This window comes from Shewanella bicestrii, assembly GCF_002216875.1.
GTDB classification, from domain to species: Bacteria; Pseudomonadota; Gammaproteobacteria; order Enterobacterales; family Shewanellaceae; genus Shewanella; species Shewanella seohaensis.
Map to the genome: position 1 here is coordinate 3,906,120 of NZ_CP022358.1, position 15,468 is coordinate 3,921,587.

12 protein-coding genes are annotated in these 15,468 nt (G+C 46.8%); 4 read left to right on the forward strand and 8 right to left on the reverse strand.

Annotated features, from left to right (window positions below):
• Nucleotides 1–165: 165 nt before the first annotated feature.
• A complete protein-coding gene (locus tag CF168_RS17085) occupies nt 166–1,797 on the forward strand; it encodes an ATP-binding protein (RefSeq protein WP_089068444.1) in 1,632 nt (543 codons plus the stop codon).
• Nucleotides 1,798–1,942: 145 nt separating this feature from the next.
• Here the strand turns inward: CF168_RS17085 and tcdA are convergent, their stop codons facing one another.
• The gene (gene tcdA / locus CF168_RS17090; RefSeq protein ID WP_089068445.1) at nt 1,943–2,761 is read right to left on the reverse strand and encodes a tRNA cyclic N6-threonylcarbamoyladenosine(37) synthase TcdA; all 819 of its coding nucleotides are present in this window, start codon (nt 2,759–2,761) and stop codon (nt 1,943–1,945) included.
• 417 nt (nt 2,762–3,178) lie between these two features.
• Here tcdA and CF168_RS17095 point away from each other — a divergent pair, with 417 nt between their 5' ends.
• Together CF168_RS17095 and CF168_RS17100 are read left to right on the forward strand one after the other, a co-directional pair.
• Nucleotides 3,179–4,243: a porin gene (locus tag CF168_RS17095; RefSeq protein WP_089068446.1), complete on the forward strand. Its 1,065-nt coding sequence runs from the start codon at nt 3,179–3,181 to the stop codon at nt 4,241–4,243.
• Between the two features lie 430 nt (nt 4,244–4,673).
• Nucleotides 4,674–5,717 carry a porin gene (locus CF168_RS17100; protein WP_086902001.1) on the forward strand — a complete coding sequence of 348 codons (1,044 nt, stop codon included), beginning with the start codon at nt 4,674–4,676 and terminating at the stop codon, nt 5,715–5,717.
• A 170-nt stretch (nt 5,718–5,887) separates the two neighbouring features.
• Here the strand turns inward: CF168_RS17100 and parC are convergent, their stop codons facing one another.
• The 7 genes from parC to nudF are packed head-to-tail and all read right to left on the reverse strand — an operon-like array spanning nt 5,888 to nt 13,853.
• Complete coding sequence (gene parC / locus CF168_RS17105) at nt 5,888–8,164, reverse strand: DNA topoisomerase IV subunit A (RefSeq protein WP_089068447.1); 2,277 nt, start codon at nt 8,162–8,164, stop codon at nt 5,888–5,890.
• The gene (locus CF168_RS17110; RefSeq protein ID WP_089068448.1) at nt 8,157–9,332 is read right to left on the reverse strand and encodes a PQQ-dependent sugar dehydrogenase; all 1,176 of its coding nucleotides are present in this window, start codon (nt 9,330–9,332) and stop codon (nt 8,157–8,159) included. Before CF168_RS17110 ends, parC begins: the two co-directional genes overlap by 8 nt.
• A 52-nt stretch (nt 9,333–9,384) precedes the next feature.
• Nucleotides 9,385–11,271 carry a DNA topoisomerase IV subunit B gene (parE, locus tag CF168_RS17115; RefSeq protein WP_086901999.1) on the reverse strand — a complete coding sequence of 629 codons (1,887 nt, stop codon included), beginning with the start codon at nt 11,269–11,271 and terminating at the stop codon, nt 9,385–9,387.
• A gap of 56 nt (nt 11,272–11,327) precedes the next feature.
• Nucleotides 11,328–11,915 carry a YqiA/YcfP family alpha/beta fold hydrolase gene (locus CF168_RS17120; RefSeq protein ID WP_089068449.1) on the reverse strand — a complete coding sequence of 196 codons (588 nt, stop codon included), beginning with the start codon at nt 11,913–11,915 and terminating at the stop codon, nt 11,328–11,330.
• A gap of 26 nt (nt 11,916–11,941) precedes the next feature.
• On the reverse strand, nt 11,942–12,781 hold the full coding sequence (gene cpdA / locus CF168_RS17125; protein ID WP_011623972.1) for a 3',5'-cyclic-AMP phosphodiesterase: 840 nt from the start codon (nt 12,779–12,781) through the stop codon (nt 11,942–11,944).
• A gap of 15 nt (nt 12,782–12,796) precedes the next feature.
• Nucleotides 12,797–13,237: a DUF1249 domain-containing protein gene (locus tag CF168_RS17130; protein WP_167373667.1), complete on the reverse strand. Its 441-nt coding sequence runs from the start codon at nt 13,235–13,237 to the stop codon at nt 12,797–12,799.
• 4 nt (nt 13,238–13,241) lie between these two features.
• Nucleotides 13,242–13,853, reverse strand: coding sequence for an ADP-ribose diphosphatase (nudF, locus tag CF168_RS17135; protein ID WP_011623974.1), 612 nt, complete (start codon nt 13,851–13,853; stop codon nt 13,242–13,244).
• 243 nt (nt 13,854–14,096) lie between these two features.
• On the opposite strand from nudF, the gene tolC reads away from it, so the two are divergent.
• Nucleotides 14,097–15,404: an outer membrane channel protein TolC gene (gene tolC, locus CF168_RS17140; RefSeq protein WP_011623975.1), complete on the forward strand. Its 1,308-nt coding sequence runs from the start codon at nt 14,097–14,099 to the stop codon at nt 15,402–15,404.
• Nucleotides 15,405–15,468: the final 64 nt, after the last annotated feature.

The following is a 15,468-nucleotide window of genomic DNA, read 5'->3' on the forward strand; positions in this document are numbered from 1 at the left end:
TGTTATCCCAGCGACAAAAAATTGAACTTAGACGGCATCAAGCAAGTTTGATGCCACTGTATCAGTCAAAATTGCGGGATATTTCATGGGGATAAAATGCACAATCTGGATGCTTGAGTCTATGCTTATAAGCATCCAACTCGCTATCAGATAAAGACTATTTAGATGCTGACATTCTTTAGTCAATTTATTAAAAGCCCGATAGGCAGGCATCTTACCTTGTCTATCGTGCTGTTCAGCTCTTTGATTACCTTAATGACGACCGCCTACCAACTGATCAGCGACTACCGTGGCGATGTCACTCGCATCGACCGTGTATTCTCCAATATTGAAAAAGCTAACCTCGATGTCCTCGCCGCCAGCATTTGGGTTATCGATGAAAGACTGATTAATACTCAACTAAATGGCCTTATCCAACTACCTGATATCAATTACATTTCAATCAAAGATGACAGTGGTCAGTCATGGAGTTCTGGCGAGCAAAAGCAAAACCACACGCTCAGTAAAACCTTTCCTCTGGTGTATAAGTCGCCCACGGATAATATCAATGTCGGCAGTTTAGAAGTACAAGTGGATATGGATGCTATCTATCAACGTCTTTACGATAAAGCGATCCTCATTCTGCTCTCCAATGGCATTAAAACCTTCTTAGTCGCGGGATTTATCCTGTTTCTCGTCTGGTACAACATCACTAAACATCTCGACAAACTCAGCAATTACTGCAAACGCATCGACTTAGATACCGACTTTGAACCGCTGCAATTTGAACGTAAAGACAAGGTCGATGAGTTTAAGCAAGTCGCCGATGCCATCAACAGCATGCAGGACCAGCTTCGCAGCTCCTTTGAGGCACTGAAAAGCTCTAAAGCCGAACTGCAAACCGCCTTAGAAGACAGAGAACGGTTGCTGAAACTCGAACGGAGTTATAAAGAAGAGCTCGCAAGACAAGTCAAAGAAAGAACCCAAGAATTAGAGCAGTCATTAACGGCGCTAAAACGGGCGCAGCAAGTATTAGTCGAGCAGGAAAAAATGGCCGCCTTGGGTGGGCTCGTCTCTGGGGTTGCGCATGAGATCAATACGCCGATCGGCATTTGTTTGACGGCGGCCAGCACTCAACTGAACCATATCGAAGAGCTAATTGACCTCATTCACAGCGAACACGCCACCCTCGACGAAATCAACGCCATCTTAGATGAGTATCAAGAAAGCTGTGAGCTAATCGTCCGTAATATCACCAAAGCCAGCAGCCTGATCCAAAAATTTAAAACGATCGCCATCGATCGTAGCCACGAAGAACATCAGTGTATTAATCTGCAAAACCAGCTTAAGGAGATCCTAGAATCGACCTTAATCATGTATCCCAAGGTCAGTGTACAAACCCAGCTACAGGTTACGCCAACACTCAATATTCAGACCAATGTCAGCCTGCTCAATCAAATTGTCAGTAATATTCTCTCCAACGCCTTCACCCATGCCTTCCAGGATAGGCAGAATAACCAAATTCAGATCACAGCGAATTTAGAGCAAGACTATGTCAATATCAGCATTGAAAACAATGGTATCGCCATTCCACCCGAAGTGGCAGAGCATATGTTTGAGCCCTTCTTTACCACCAACAGGAGTAAAGGTGGCACAGGCTTAGGCTTATCCGCTGCCTTTAATGCCGCCACGCTGTTAAAGGGCACCATGAACTACCAAGCAGACTCGGCATTGGGAGGCGCTAAATTCAATATCCGTATTCCCCTTACCCAGTGTGATGCGCCTAAACTGACCACACACCATGACTTTACAATTTGATGGTGCGCTTGATAACGAGTTTGATGGCAAGTGGCGCGAGTAGGAGGCGAGTAAAGCAAACACTGGCGCCACTAAACAAAAATCCACAGCAATGGCTGTGGATTTTTGTTGTTAAAGATGGGTCTTTATCTTATTGATTCGCAAATTATTCGCTCGCCGCTGGTTCATTTGCAATTTGGGCGAGTCTAGCAAGTACCCGGCTAGCCGCCACAAAGCCAAAAGTCCCAGTCACCATAGTGACGGCGCCAAAGCCAGAGGCACAATCCATACGCATAGAACCATCAGCCGTAGCTTTGCTGCTACACACTGAACCATCGGCTTGGGGATAAACTAATTGCTCGCTGGAAAACACTGCATCGACGGCAAAACGGCGCTGCACATTTTTGGAAAAGTTATATTCGCGGCGCAAAATATTACGCACTTTGGCCAGCAAAGGATCTTGGTAGGTTTTAGCCAGATCGGTAAGCTGGATCTGCGTTGGATCGGTTTGGCCGCCCGCGCCGCCAACGGTCACTATCTTAATTTTTTGACGTTTACACCAAGCAATCAGCGCCGCCTTTTGCTTAACCGCATCAATACAATCCACTACATAATCAATATTGCCACCCGCCTTTGCCCCAAGCAAATACTCGCCAAGGTTATCGACCGTAATAAAGTCTTCCACTTCATTGACTTGGCAATCGGGATTGATCGCACGGATCCGCAGCGCCATCACAGCCACTTTAGACTCGCCAATTGTCGATGACAGAGCATGAATTTGACGGTTGGTGTTCGTTACACAGATATCATCCAAATCAATCAGGGTAATTTGGCCAATACCACTGCGTGCCAACGCCTCCGCCGCCCATGTGCCAACGCCGCCAATGCCAATCACCACCACATGGGAAGCGGCAAATTTAGCGAGTGCCTTTTGCCCGTACAAGCGGCCAATGCCACCAAAGCGATTCTGATAGGCTTCAGTCATCAATACTTACCTTATATCTAACTAACAATGGCCGCCCTTAGAGGATGCGAAAGACAATCTACAGCAGCGTAACGCAATAAAAATGCGCCGTGGATTTTATACGATTTGGGCCAAAAACCGAAATCTATCTCGGCCTAGGTGTGCCGAGTTGCACTCAGATACAAAAGTGCGGCAAATGTAGTCATTGGCACTTTCCTGAATCATAGGCTCATACATTAGGTAAACTCGGATTAAAATTTCGTTTTAACCTTGTAAAACATAGTGTTAAAAACATAGCCATTTCAAAAGCAAGTGATCAATATCACATTTTTAATTCGTTTGCCTGTCACACTGCGCAGCACCAAAGCTCCACACTCCGCAGTAAAAAGAGATAACTCTTGCTGCATAAAATAATGATATAAGTACAGGAAAATGAAGATGAAAAAGAATCTGCTCACTACAGCGATTGCCGCTAGTCTCGCATTTTGCTCATTTAACTCCCTGGCCGATGGCCCAGAATTTTACGGCCATGTCGACCTGAGTATCACCGACTCAGAAAAAGGTTACGCCGCTCAAAATCAGAAAGATGGCACAGTACTCGAAAACAACTTTTCTTGGGTGGGTGTCAAAGGCTCTGAAAGCGTAAGCCCCTACTTTGATATCATCTATCAAATGGAATTTGGCGTAGAAAACTTTGATAACTCGAATAAAACCTTCAATGCGCGTAACACCTTCCTCGGGGTGAGAAGTGTAGCGGGTACCGTTTTAGCGGGCCGTAACGATACAGTATTTAAAGCGTCTGAAGGCGGTTTTGATTTGTTCGGCAACACCAACGCCGACATCGACCTGTTATTAGCAGGCCAAACGCGCTCTGCCGATGGTATTTCCTATTATTCCCCTAAGATCGCCGATCTTGTCACCCTCAACGCCACCTATCTGATGAGTGACAACTACGATCAACGCGATAGCCAAGGCAACGAAGTTTATAGCCAAGATCAAATGTATGCCTTAAGCGCCACCTTAGGCGACAAGACCTTTAAAACCCATAATTACTATGTTGCGGCGGCCTATAACGATGGCATCGAAAATATCGAAGCCTACCGTGGTGTTGCCCAAGCAAAATTTGGCGATTTCCTGTTTGGTGCCATTTATCAACACAGCGAGCATATTGACGACAGATTCTCAAATCTCTCGGGTGAGACCTATTTTGTGAATGCTGCTTATCTGATGGATGATTTGAAACTCAAGCTGGTTTACGGCAAAGATGACTCTGGTTTAGGTAAATATGTCAGCCGTTTTGTTGGCAGCCAAGACAGCGGTAACCTCGAACAAGTGAGTGATGTCGACCTTCAACAGCTCACAGTAGGCGCAGATTACCGACTTAGCACTAAGACTATGGTCTATGGTCACTACACTCGCTTCGACGGCGACCTTATGCTAGCAGGTACAAAACAAGACCTAGACGACAACGTGTTTACTGTAGGTTTACGTATTGATTTTTAATAGTATTATTCTAATTCGAAACAGATAATATTTGATAAAAAAGCGGCTTTGGCCGCTTTTTTATTGTATCTCATACTAAATAGCATTCTCCCGCCCCATTTATGACAAACTTGCGACAACATTAGTATATGCTACAGTTAGCCTCGCCGACTCACTTAAGCCACAGCGCTTTACCTACCTCTTTAGTAGTAAGTGAAAAATACTGTTTTACCACTTTCACTCCAATTTGCGGTTGAGATATAAGGAAATATCCTAAAAAACCCCGAATATGGACAAGGAGAGCCAAAAACATGATCTGCAACACAGCCTGCAAGTCGTAAAACTGTAAAAATCGGCGGCAACTTTGTTACCGATTCCAGTAACAAATGTGTTAAACCACACAAAAACCATGAAAAATGGATAAGAACTTAGGTTCGAGGGAGCACAAAACATGAAAAAGACATTCATCTCTGCATCAGTTGCATCAGTATTAGCGCTGGCTTCATTCGGTGCGCTAGCCGAAGGCCCAAGCTTCTACGGTCGTTTAGAGCTTGCTGTAACTAATACTGAAACAGGTGCAACTCTACAATCTGGCACAAACGGTGTTGATTTAGGTGAAAGCGGCACTTACTTAGAAAACAACTTCTCTTTATTAGGTGTTAAAGGTACTGAGAAGATTGCTGATGGCTATGACGTTGTTTATCAAATGGAATTCCAAGTTGAAAACACTTCTGGCTCAGGTGACGTGTTCAAAGCTCGTAACACTTACTTAGGTTTAAAAACCAATGCAGGTACTGTATTAGTCGGTCGTAACGACACAGTATTCAAGCAAGCTGAAGGCGGCGTAGATATTTTCGGTAACACCAACGCGGATATCGACCGTTTAGTTAGCGCTCAAACTCGTAGCGCTGACGGTGTTTGGTACTACTCTCCAAAAATCGCTAACTTAGTGACGTTAAACGCAACTTACCTGTTCGACGATAACGACACTACAGCTAAAACTAACGAAAGCTTATACGCTCTGAGCGCGACTCTGGGTGATAGCAAGTTCAAAGAACAAAACTACTACGTAGCTGTTGCTTACAACAAAGGTATCGATGCAGTTGATGCATACCGTGGTGTAGCTCAAGTTAAATTAGGTCAGTTCAAACTCGGTGGTTTATTCCAAAACTCTGAAAAAGTAACTGATAGCGCTATCGACGGTAACACTTACTTCGTGAACGTATCTTACGATCTGAACGGTGTGAACCTGAAAGCTGAATACGGCTACGATGAAGCTGGTTTCGGTAAATACTACAAAGCATTAGGTCAAGCTGGCGCCGATGATATCAGCGTACAAAACGTTAACCTAGGTGCTGACTACCGCTTATCTAAATCAACTATGGTGTATGGCCAGTACTCAATGTACAAAGGCGACTACAAAGACACTACTGGTGCTAAGTTTGACTTAGAAGACGACAACGTATTCTCTGTAGGTGTACGTTACGACTTCTAATATCCTTAAAAGATATTAGCGAAAAAAACCTACCGCTTGCGGTAGGTTTTTTTATACCCCAAATTTAGTACAAAGTACTGAGTGATTGTCATAAAAAAGCCACTCAAGTGACACTTAAGTGGCTTTGATTAACTTGTTGCGACTAACTCTTACGCAAGCTCAAATGAGCGTTAAATGCTAGGTAAAACCTCTGCACCTTCGCCTAATTCCACGCTATCAACACGTTGTAACCCGCGTGGTAACTTGGCGCCACGGCGGCCACGTTCACCACGATAATGTTCTAAATCGCTCGGTTTTAAGGTGAGTTTACGCTTACCTGCCCATAGGGTGACCGAAGTGTCTGCTGGCACAAGTTGTAAGTGGGTCATCAACTCTTCACGATTCTTAGCGCGCTCACTCGGAATACCGATAATCTTGTTACCCTTACCCTTAGACAACTGTGGCAATGCTTCCAATGAAAACAGTAACATACGTCCTTCATTGGTGATGGCCAGAATCGACATCTCGCGATTGCGGTCAATCGGTCTCGGCGGCAAAGACTTGGCATTCGTCGGTAAGCTTAACAGGGCTTTACCCGCCTTGTTACGTGACACCATATCATTGTAAGTACAGATAAAACCGTAACCAGCATCGGTGGCGAGCAGGAAACATTGCTCGTCTTCACCCAAAATCACATGCTGCATGGTTTCACCTGGCGCCATATTAAAGCGCGTGGTGATGGGCTCGCCTTGGCTTCTCGCCGATGGCAGGCTGTGACTGTCGGTCGCAAAGGCGCGTCCCGATGAATCAATAAATACCGCCGCTTGGTTACTGCGCCCCATCGCACTGCATAGATATTGATCGCCCGCCTTATAGGACAAGGACTCGGCGTCGATATCATGGCCCTTAGCACAACGCACCCAGCCTTTTTCAGATAACACCACAGTCACTGGCTCGCTCGGCGTCAGCTCCTGCTCGGTTAAGGCGCGGGACTCATGGCGCTCAACAATCGGTGAGCGGCGATCGTCGCCATAGGTTTCGCCATCTTGAATTAATTCTTTCTTAATCAAGGTTTTTAAGCGACGTTCAGAACTCAATAACTGTTCTAATTTCTCGCGCTCGGCCTCAAGCTCATCCTGCTCGGCCTTGATTTTAAACTCTTCTAACTTGGCTAAATGGCGTAACTTTAACTCGAGGATGGCTTCGGCTTGCCTATCCGTCAGGTTAAAGCGCGCCATTAACTCGGCCTTTGGCTCATCGTGGAAGCGAATGATTTCAATCACTTCATCGATATTGAGGAAAGCTATCATCAAGGCTTCGAGGATATGTAACCTTGCTAAGACTTTATCGAGGCGATACTCGAGGCGACGTCTTACGGTATCGACACGGAACTCTAACCATTCGGTTAATAGCTCTTTTAATCCTTTGACGCGTGGACGACCATCGAGGCCCAATACGTTCAGGTTTACCCTAAAGCTTTTCTCGAGATCTGTGGTCGCAAACAAGTGCGCCATCAGTTGATCGCAATCGACGCGGTTTGAACGCGGCACCACCACCAGTCGCACAGGGTTTTCGTGGTCAGACTCATCACGTAAGTCGGCTACCATAGGCAGCTTTTTCGCCTGCATCTGGGCGGCGATTTGCTCTAAAATTTTACCACTACTGGCTTGGTGCGGCAGCGCGGTGATCACTATCTCACCGGCATCGACGCTATACACAGCGCGGGCTTTTAAGGAGCCACGGCCCGTTTCATAGACTTTGGCAATGTCAGCCGCAGGCGTGATGATCTCGGCCTCGGTCGGATAATCAGGCCCTGGCACATAACCCATCAACTGTTCAAGTTCGAGTTTAGGATCGTCAAGCAGTGCCACACAGGCATTGACTAACTCTCTGGCGTTATGGGGCGGAATATCCGTTGCCATACCGACAGCGATACCCGTGATGCCATTGAGTAAAATATGCGGCAAACGTGCAGGCAGCACTTTAGGTTCTTTCAAGGTGCCATCGAAGTTAGCGCCCCATTCGACCGTACCTTGTCCCAGCTCAGACAATAATACTTCGGAGAACTTAGACAGGCGCGCCTCGGTATAACGCATCGCGGCGAAGGACTTAGGATCGTCTGGCGCCCCCCAGTTACCTTGACCATCGACTAGCGGATAACGGTAAGAAAATGGCTGCGCCATCAGCACCATAGCCTCATAACACGCGCTGTCGCCATGGGGATGGTACTTACCTAATACGTCACCAACGGTACGGGCTGATTTTTTATGTTTTGACTGAGCCGATAACCCGAGCTCACTCATGGCATAAATAATCCGCCGCTGCACCGGCTTAAGCCCGTCACCGATATGGGGCAAGGCTCGGTCCATGATGACGTACATGGAATAGTTCAGATAAGCTTCTTCGGTAAAGCGCCGCAGGGGCATCTGCTCTACGCCATCTAAGCTTAACTTGATCGCGTCACTCATTTTCTTCTAGTTCCTGTGGTTCTTCAGTATTATCGCCATCCTTATAGAACAGCCGATACAGGTTACCTTTCAAATCATCCGAGATGTACATTGCGCCATCTTCCCCCGATAACAGGGCATAGGGACGGGCAACGGGAAACTCGCCATCAAGAAAACTCACTACGGTTTCACGGCTGACAACTTGCTCATTATCGAGTTTCAACATGACGATCTGATAACCCACTTTGCTTGAACGGTTCCAAGAACCATTTTCAGCAACAAACAATTGATTATGGTAGATCTCAGGGAATTGCTTACCGCGGTAAAACGCGAGGCCAGTCGGTGCAACATGGGCTGGCAGTTCATACACTGGGACGGTAATTTTTAAATTCTTAGGTTTTTCGTAGGCAGGCTCGACCACGGACGAAGCGTGCAAATACGGGAAACCATAATGGCTGCCAATCACATCGACGCGGTTGATTTCATCGGGCGGTAAATTATCCCCCATCCAATCACGGCCTTGGTCGGCAAACCATAACTTGCCATCTTGGGGAGACCAGTCAAATCCGGTCGCATCACGCACACCGAGGGCAATCTGTTCACTTGCCCCAGTATCGACATTAATCGCAATTATGCTGCTGTAGGGCGCACTCGCCTCACACACGTTGCACGGTGCACCGATGGAAACATACAAGCGGCCATCGGGACCAAAATTCATCGCGCGGGCACTTTTCTTATCTGATTCAGGCAGATCGCTGTAGATCTCTTTCGGGCGAGTCGGACGGCGCAGACGCTGCTCGATATCAATAAAACGTACGATACGGTTTTCGGTTGCAACAAAAAGATCGCCATTATGGAAGGCTACCGCGTCGGGGGATTCGAGCCCTTTCGCAATCACATAACGTTTGTCGACACGACCATCTTGATTGCTATCAACGAGCGCATGCACTGTGCCACTCTTATTGGAACCCACAAATAGCGTGCCATTTGAGCCCATGGCAATCTGTTTTGCATCCCCGAGATCGGAGGCATAAAGGGATAAACCAAATCCCTTCGACACGGTAATCATGATCGACTGAGACCCCGCTATCGCCGTCTGACTTGTTAATAACGCCAGACTCGCCAGTAAGGTCCAGAAGGCAGAGAACACCCTTAAATATTTATAATTATTAGTTTTTATATACAACATGGTAATTTTCTTTATGCCTAAGTTTTATTGTTATCGGCAATAGTGCACAACATTAAAGTACCGCCATGTCACCCTTATCCTCGAGCCAAGTTTTACGATCGGGCGAACGTTTCTTAGCCAGCAACATATCCATCAGTGAGTCTGTTTCTTCTACATCATCAATGGTTAACTGAACTAAACGGCGAGTGTTGGGATCCATAGTCGTTTCACGCAATTGCAGTGGGTTCATCTCACCCAGACCTTTAAAGCGTGTAACTTGGACCTTACCCTTTTTATTCTCGGCAGTAATACGGTCGAGAATACCTTCTTTTTCAGCCTCATCTAAGGCGTAGTAAACATCCTTACCTATATCGATACGGAACAGCGGTGGCATAGCGATATATACATGGCCCTGTTCGACCAGCACACGGTAATGTTTCAGAAACAGAGCGCAGAGTAAAGTTGCAATATGTAGCCCGTCGGAGTCCGCGTCGGCGAGAATACAAATCTTGCCATATCTTAACTCGGAGATATCGTTGCTGTCGGGATCGCAACCAATCGCCACCGAGATATCATGCACTTCCTGCGAGGCCAACACCTGCGAGGCATCGACCTCCCAAGTGTTTAGGATTTTACCGCGCAGCGGCATAATGGCTTGGAATTCACGGTCACGTGCCTGTTTGGCACTGCCACCCGCAGAATCCCCTTCCACTAAGAAGAGTTCGCCGCGCATTGGATCTTGTCCGCTACAGTCGGTCAATTTACCCGGTAATGCCGGGCCAGAAGTGACTTTTTTACGGGCGACTTTTTTCGCGGCTTTTAAGCGGCGCTGGGCGTTGTTGATACACATTTCCGCCAGCGACTCGGCCAATTCGGTATTCGAGTTTAGCCACAATGAAAACGCATCACGCACAATGCCAGAAACAAAGGCAGAGCTTTGACGGCTCGAGAGTTTTTCTTTGGTTTGGCCGGCAAACTGCGGATCTTGCATCTTCACCGAGAGAATAAAGGCGGCGCGATCCCAAATATCCTCAGGCGACAACTTGATACCGCGGGGGATCAGATTGCGAAACTCACAGAACTCGCGCATCGACTCCAACAAACCTTGGCGGAAACCATTCACGTGGGTTCCACCCAAGGGCGTTGGGATCAAGTTAACATAGCTTTCGTTAATCGCATCGCCACCTTCGGGCAGCCAAGTAATGGCCCAATCCGCGGCTTCAATTTGTCCTTTAAAGCTACCGATAAAAGGCTCTTCTGGCAGCATCAGGTTATCGCCAACCGCCGCCTTGAGATAATCCGTTAAACCACTCTCGTAGTACCATTCATGGACTTCGTTGGTGTGTTTATTGGTAAATTTGATCCTCAGGCCCGGACACAACACGGCCTTAGCGCGCAGCAAATAGATGAGTTTGGAGTTGGAGAAATTGGCCGAATCAAAATAGCTGGCGTCTGGCCAGAAATGTACTCGAGTACCAGTATTGCGACGACCACAAGTACCTGTGACTTTTAACTCTTCAACCTTAAAGCCATTTTCAAAAGCGATATCATACACTTGGCCATCACGGCGTACCGTCACTTCGACGCGACGAGACAGGGCGTTAACCACCGAAATCCCCACACCGTGCAGACCGCCAGAGAATTGGTAATTCTTATTCGAAAATTTACCGCCCGCATGCAGCTTAGTGAGGATCAGCTCGACCCCAGGAATGCCTTCTTCTGGGTGAATATCTACCGGCATCCCCCGACCATCGTCGGTGACTTCCAGAGAGTTATCGGTATGGAGCACAACTTCGATTTTAGTGGCGTGGCCCGCTAAAGCCTCGTCCACGCTGTTATCTATGACCTCTTGGCCTAAGTGGTTAGGTCGGGTGGTATCGGTATACATACCTGGACGGCGTTTAACTGGGTCGAGTCCGTTAAGAACTTCAATGGCGTCAGAGGTGTATTGATTCGTCATAGTGTACGCTATAAGTTGTTATATCCGGCCATGTTGCGGCTCTGGATGACTATTTGTCAAGGTAAGTGTAAAAATTGGCTTACAGTTTGCAGATATCGCTCATAACCCACAAAACTGTGATCGCCACCGGCTTCGATGCGTAATTGGCAATGGTGGTACTTATGCAGTGCTTCACGATAATCCAGCACTTCATCGCCCGTTTGCAATAGTACCAAAAAACGATCGGGATTGCGGATAACAGCCGTATTAAATTCAGCCACTTCCTGCTTATGCTCCGGCAATACCTGATAATGCTCTTCAGTATAAGGGTTAAATTGCGGTCCCATAAACTCATCAAACAGCTCAAAGGGCTTAACGGCCGGATTCACCAACACAGCGCGGCCACCATAGTGCTCTGCCAAGTAACTGGCAAAATATCCCCCCAAGGATGAGCCGATATAGCTCAGTGGCTCGCCCGCTTGCTTGGCAGCCTCAACATATTGCAGCAGCAAAGCCATGGCGGCCTTGGGAGTATTGGGTAATTGCGGTTGATGGAATGCTAATGCTAATGCTAAGGAAGGGTGATGCTCGGCCATATATTGCGCCGTCATCACCGCTTTATCGGAGAAAGGTGAACTGTTGAATCCGTGAATATAGAGCAGCATAGTTCCTCAAGCTGCGGTCACTCGCGTTAATAACCGCTGGAATCTTTATCGGGGGAAAACAGATTTCCCGGCACGCGATACACATTAGTGCAGATGCTACCATCGGCCTTCAGCTCCAGCAAACGATAACCGGGTTGCAGTCCATCGAGGGCAAAATAAGGCGATTGCGGTTTAAACTGAATACAAGTGGAAGGCGTTGCCATTAATTGCAGCGCGCCATGGGGGCCATCGTAATCGGTATCCAACTGTTGATGCACATGTCCCCAGAGTAACCCTTTAACCTGCGGGTATTGGGCGACACGTCTGAGAAACTCAGTTCCATTATCCATGCAATGTTGGTCTAACCACGCGCAATTCACCAAAATAGGGTTGTGGTGCATCACCAGTAAGGTATGGCGGTCTGGATGTGCGGCTATGGCCTGTTCAATGAGTTCGAATTGACTCTCGGCCATATTGCCGCCGGGCTTTCCCCGAACGGTGGAGTCCAGCATCAAGATTTGCCACTTTCCGACCAAGATACGCTGCTGACCGAAAATCCGCTCACCCTGCATATGCAAAAACATAATCCGCGGATCATCATGATTACCCGGAAGATAATGGCAAGGTAAGTTGAGTGGCGCCACCGCGGCCACGAATTGACGATAGGATTCGGGGGAATAATCTTGGCTTAAATCGCCCGTGGCTAACATCAGATGCGCTGGATAGTCGACAGCACGAATCGTATTAAGCACAGCAGCAAAACTTTTACTGGTGTTGACCCCTAATAACTGAGCCTCAGGATCGGCAAAAAGGTGCGGATCAGTGACTTGCACTATGCGCACACTTTCTTCTTCAGCTATGGAGTAAGAGACTGCCTCTTTCAGCACATTGAATACCCAATTCTAAGACTGACACACCAAACGTTGTTGGCAGCCAATCTTCAATAACTCCCCCAGGAATGCATTAACCTGGTACTTTTCATCGCTATGATACATGCGTAAATTGGGATAATCATACACTGGGCGCAATTGGTAAATCTGTTGACCAGTTAACACTTCTGCTAATTTAGCATCATGATAAATTCTAACTAACACCTTGGGAGTATTAATAAACTCCATGATTTTAACTGGTCGTGAGATCTCAACTAATTGAGTATATTTGGTATTTTCTAAAATACGGATTACTAATACACCCGCTTCACCTTCAAGTTGCCAAGACTGCCCCACCTCAATATCGAGCGGTAACCACTTCTGCATATAGCCGTAGTTACGCCCGCATAGCGCTAAAAAGTCGCTCACGTTAGGTTGGTAGCGCGGTTTTCGGTGCGATATTGAAGTAGCCAAACCTTTATCCAACTTTAACCAGTTGCTGATAGTTTAATTGCAACCACTGCAATCCAATTACGGTCGAAGCATTGTCTATTGCCCCGTTGACGACCTCATTATAGGCATCCTCACGGTCTAACACATGCAATCGAATATCTTCGTGTTCGTCAGCTAATCCGTGCAGACCTTGCGCCTGGGATGAATCCACCTCGGCCCAATAGAAATAGAAACGTTCCGTACTGCCACCTGGACTTGCCAAATAACTATTCACAAAATGCATATTGCGAGCGGTTAAGCCTGTTTCTTCGAGCAGTTCGCGGTGTGCGACATCCTGTGGCGTTTCGTCGGGCGCAATCATACCCGCGACCAACTCCATTAGCCAAGGAGATTTAGAGGTCGCTAATGCAGGAAAACGAATTTGTTCAATCAAAACAATCTTGTCACGCGCGACATCATAGGGAAGAACCACCACGGCATGGCCGCGTTCAAACACTTCACGGGTCACAGGTTGGCTCCAACCACCGGCAAAAAGCTTATGCTTGAAAGTAAACTGCTCCAAGGCAAAAAAGCCCTGATACAGCGACTTTGTCTCGAGAATTTCAACATCTGTTTTCGAAAAACCAGCAGGCTTCATATTTCAATCCTTAACCGTTAAATTTTCGCCTATTATCAAGGCAATTTGGCGCATTTTTAAAATAAAATCTGTTACACTTCGCAGTTGACTTGAACGTGTGGGAGTTTTTAGACTCTACGACATTAAGTTTTAGCTGTATCGGGAAGCGTCGGGAAGCGCAAACCGCCTTGGTAAAGGCATTACTTAGTCTAAACGAAGTTACATATTTCTCCTTTTGGAGAATTTGTCTAATAAGGACAGCAAATGAAATTTAAGATCCGTTCTCTATGCGCAGCATTAACTCTCGCGGCTTCCGCTCAAGCGGTTCAAGCAGATGATTTACTGCAAATATATCAACAAGCACTGACGAGCGACCCGCTAGTATTACAAGCACAAGCTCAACGTAATGCCTTGTTTGAAAAGATCGAACAAAACCGTGCACCACTGTTACCGACAATCAGCGCTAACGTGGGTTATGACAAAGCATGGAATGATCCTAAGAGCGATACCAGTGGATTAACCGGTAGCCTAAAGCTGAACCAAGTGATCTATGATCACAGCGCTTGGGTTGGTTTAAGTCTGGCCGAAAAAGCCGCTTCTCAAGCCGATTCAAACTACGCTTCTGCCCTGCAAAATTTAATCACTCGTGTGACTAAAGCCTACTTTGATGTGTTAACGGCAAAAGATAACTACGAGTTCCAAGGCGCAGAGAAACGTGCGATTGAACGTCAACTCGAGCAGACTAAACAACGTTTTGCCGTAGGTTTAACTGCGATTACCGACGTACATGAAGCGCAAGCTCAGTATGACTTAGCCTCGGCTACTGAAATTTTGGCTGAAAACACGTTAGCCAACAGCTACGAAGCCCTGCGTGAAATCACAGGTATCGATCACAAGACCATTAACGTGCTCGACACCAACCGTTTCTCTGCGGTAACACCAGCACCTACCTCATCGAGTGAGTGGCTAAAGATTGCTGAAACCAACAGCGTCGATCTGATGACTCAACGCATCGGTAAAGATATCGCCCAAGAGACCATCAGCCTCTACAAAGCGGGCCATATGCCATCTCTTAGCCTAAACGCTGGCTATAACAAAGGGTTAGAGCAAAAAACGGGCGACGTCAATGAGCCTGATTTTGACAATGTGAACGTTGGTGTGAACTTAAGCATTCCTATTTTCGAAGGCTTTAAAGTCACCTCACAGGTCAAAGAAGCACAATTCCAATACGTGGAAGCAAGCGAGAAGTTAGAGCAAACCTACCGTAGTGTGGTGAAAAACGTTCGTAATAACTACAACAACGTAGGCGCTTCTATCAGCTCAATCCGTGCTTATGAGCAGTCAGTGATTTCATCTGAAAGTGCGTTAAAGGCTACACAAGCGGGCTTCGAAGTCGGTACTCGTACTATTGTTGACGTACTGAACCGTACCCGTGACCTGTACGACTCAAAACGTAAATTGTCGGATGCACGCTATAGCTACATCAACTCAATTATTGCGTTGAAACAAGCTGCAGGCACCTTAAATGAAGACGATGTTATCTCTATCAACAACGGTCTAAAAGCCGAATAAGATAGCGATACATCCCATAAAAAAACCGCCTAAATGGCGGTTTTTTTATGGCTGATTCATTAGC

Bases quoted from the DNA above. Each gene is read 5' to 3' on its own strand.
- tolC (WP_011623975.1), top strand. From the start codon at position 14,097: ATGAAATTTAAGATCCGTTCTCTATGCGCAGCATTAACTCTCGCGGCT.
- parE (WP_086901999.1), bottom strand. From the start codon at position 11,271: ATGACGAATCAATACACCTCTGACGCCATTGAAGTTCTTAACGGACTC.
- nudF (WP_011623974.1), bottom strand. From the start codon at position 13,853: ATGAAGCCTGCTGGTTTTTCGAAAACAGATGTTGAAATTCTCGAGACA.
- CF168_RS17120 (WP_089068449.1), bottom strand. From the start codon at position 11,915: ATGCTGCTCTATATTCACGGATTCAACAGTTCACCTTTCTCCGATAAA.
- CF168_RS17100 (WP_086902001.1), top strand. From the start codon at position 4,674: ATGAAAAAGACATTCATCTCTGCATCAGTTGCATCAGTATTAGCGCTG.
- CF168_RS17095 (WP_089068446.1), top strand. From the start codon at position 3,179: ATGAAAAAGAATCTGCTCACTACAGCGATTGCCGCTAGTCTCGCATTT.
- tcdA (WP_089068445.1), bottom strand. From the start codon at position 2,761: ATGACTGAAGCCTATCAGAATCGCTTTGGTGGCATTGGCCGCTTGTAC.
- parC (WP_089068447.1), bottom strand. From the start codon at position 8,164: ATGAGTGACGCGATCAAGTTAAGCTTAGATGGCGTAGAGCAGATGCCC.
- CF168_RS17085 (WP_089068444.1), top strand. From the start codon at position 166: ATGCTGACATTCTTTAGTCAATTTATTAAAAGCCCGATAGGCAGGCAT.
- CF168_RS17110 (WP_089068448.1), bottom strand. From the start codon at position 9,332: ATGTTGTATATAAAAACTAATAATTATAAATATTTAAGGGTGTTCTCT.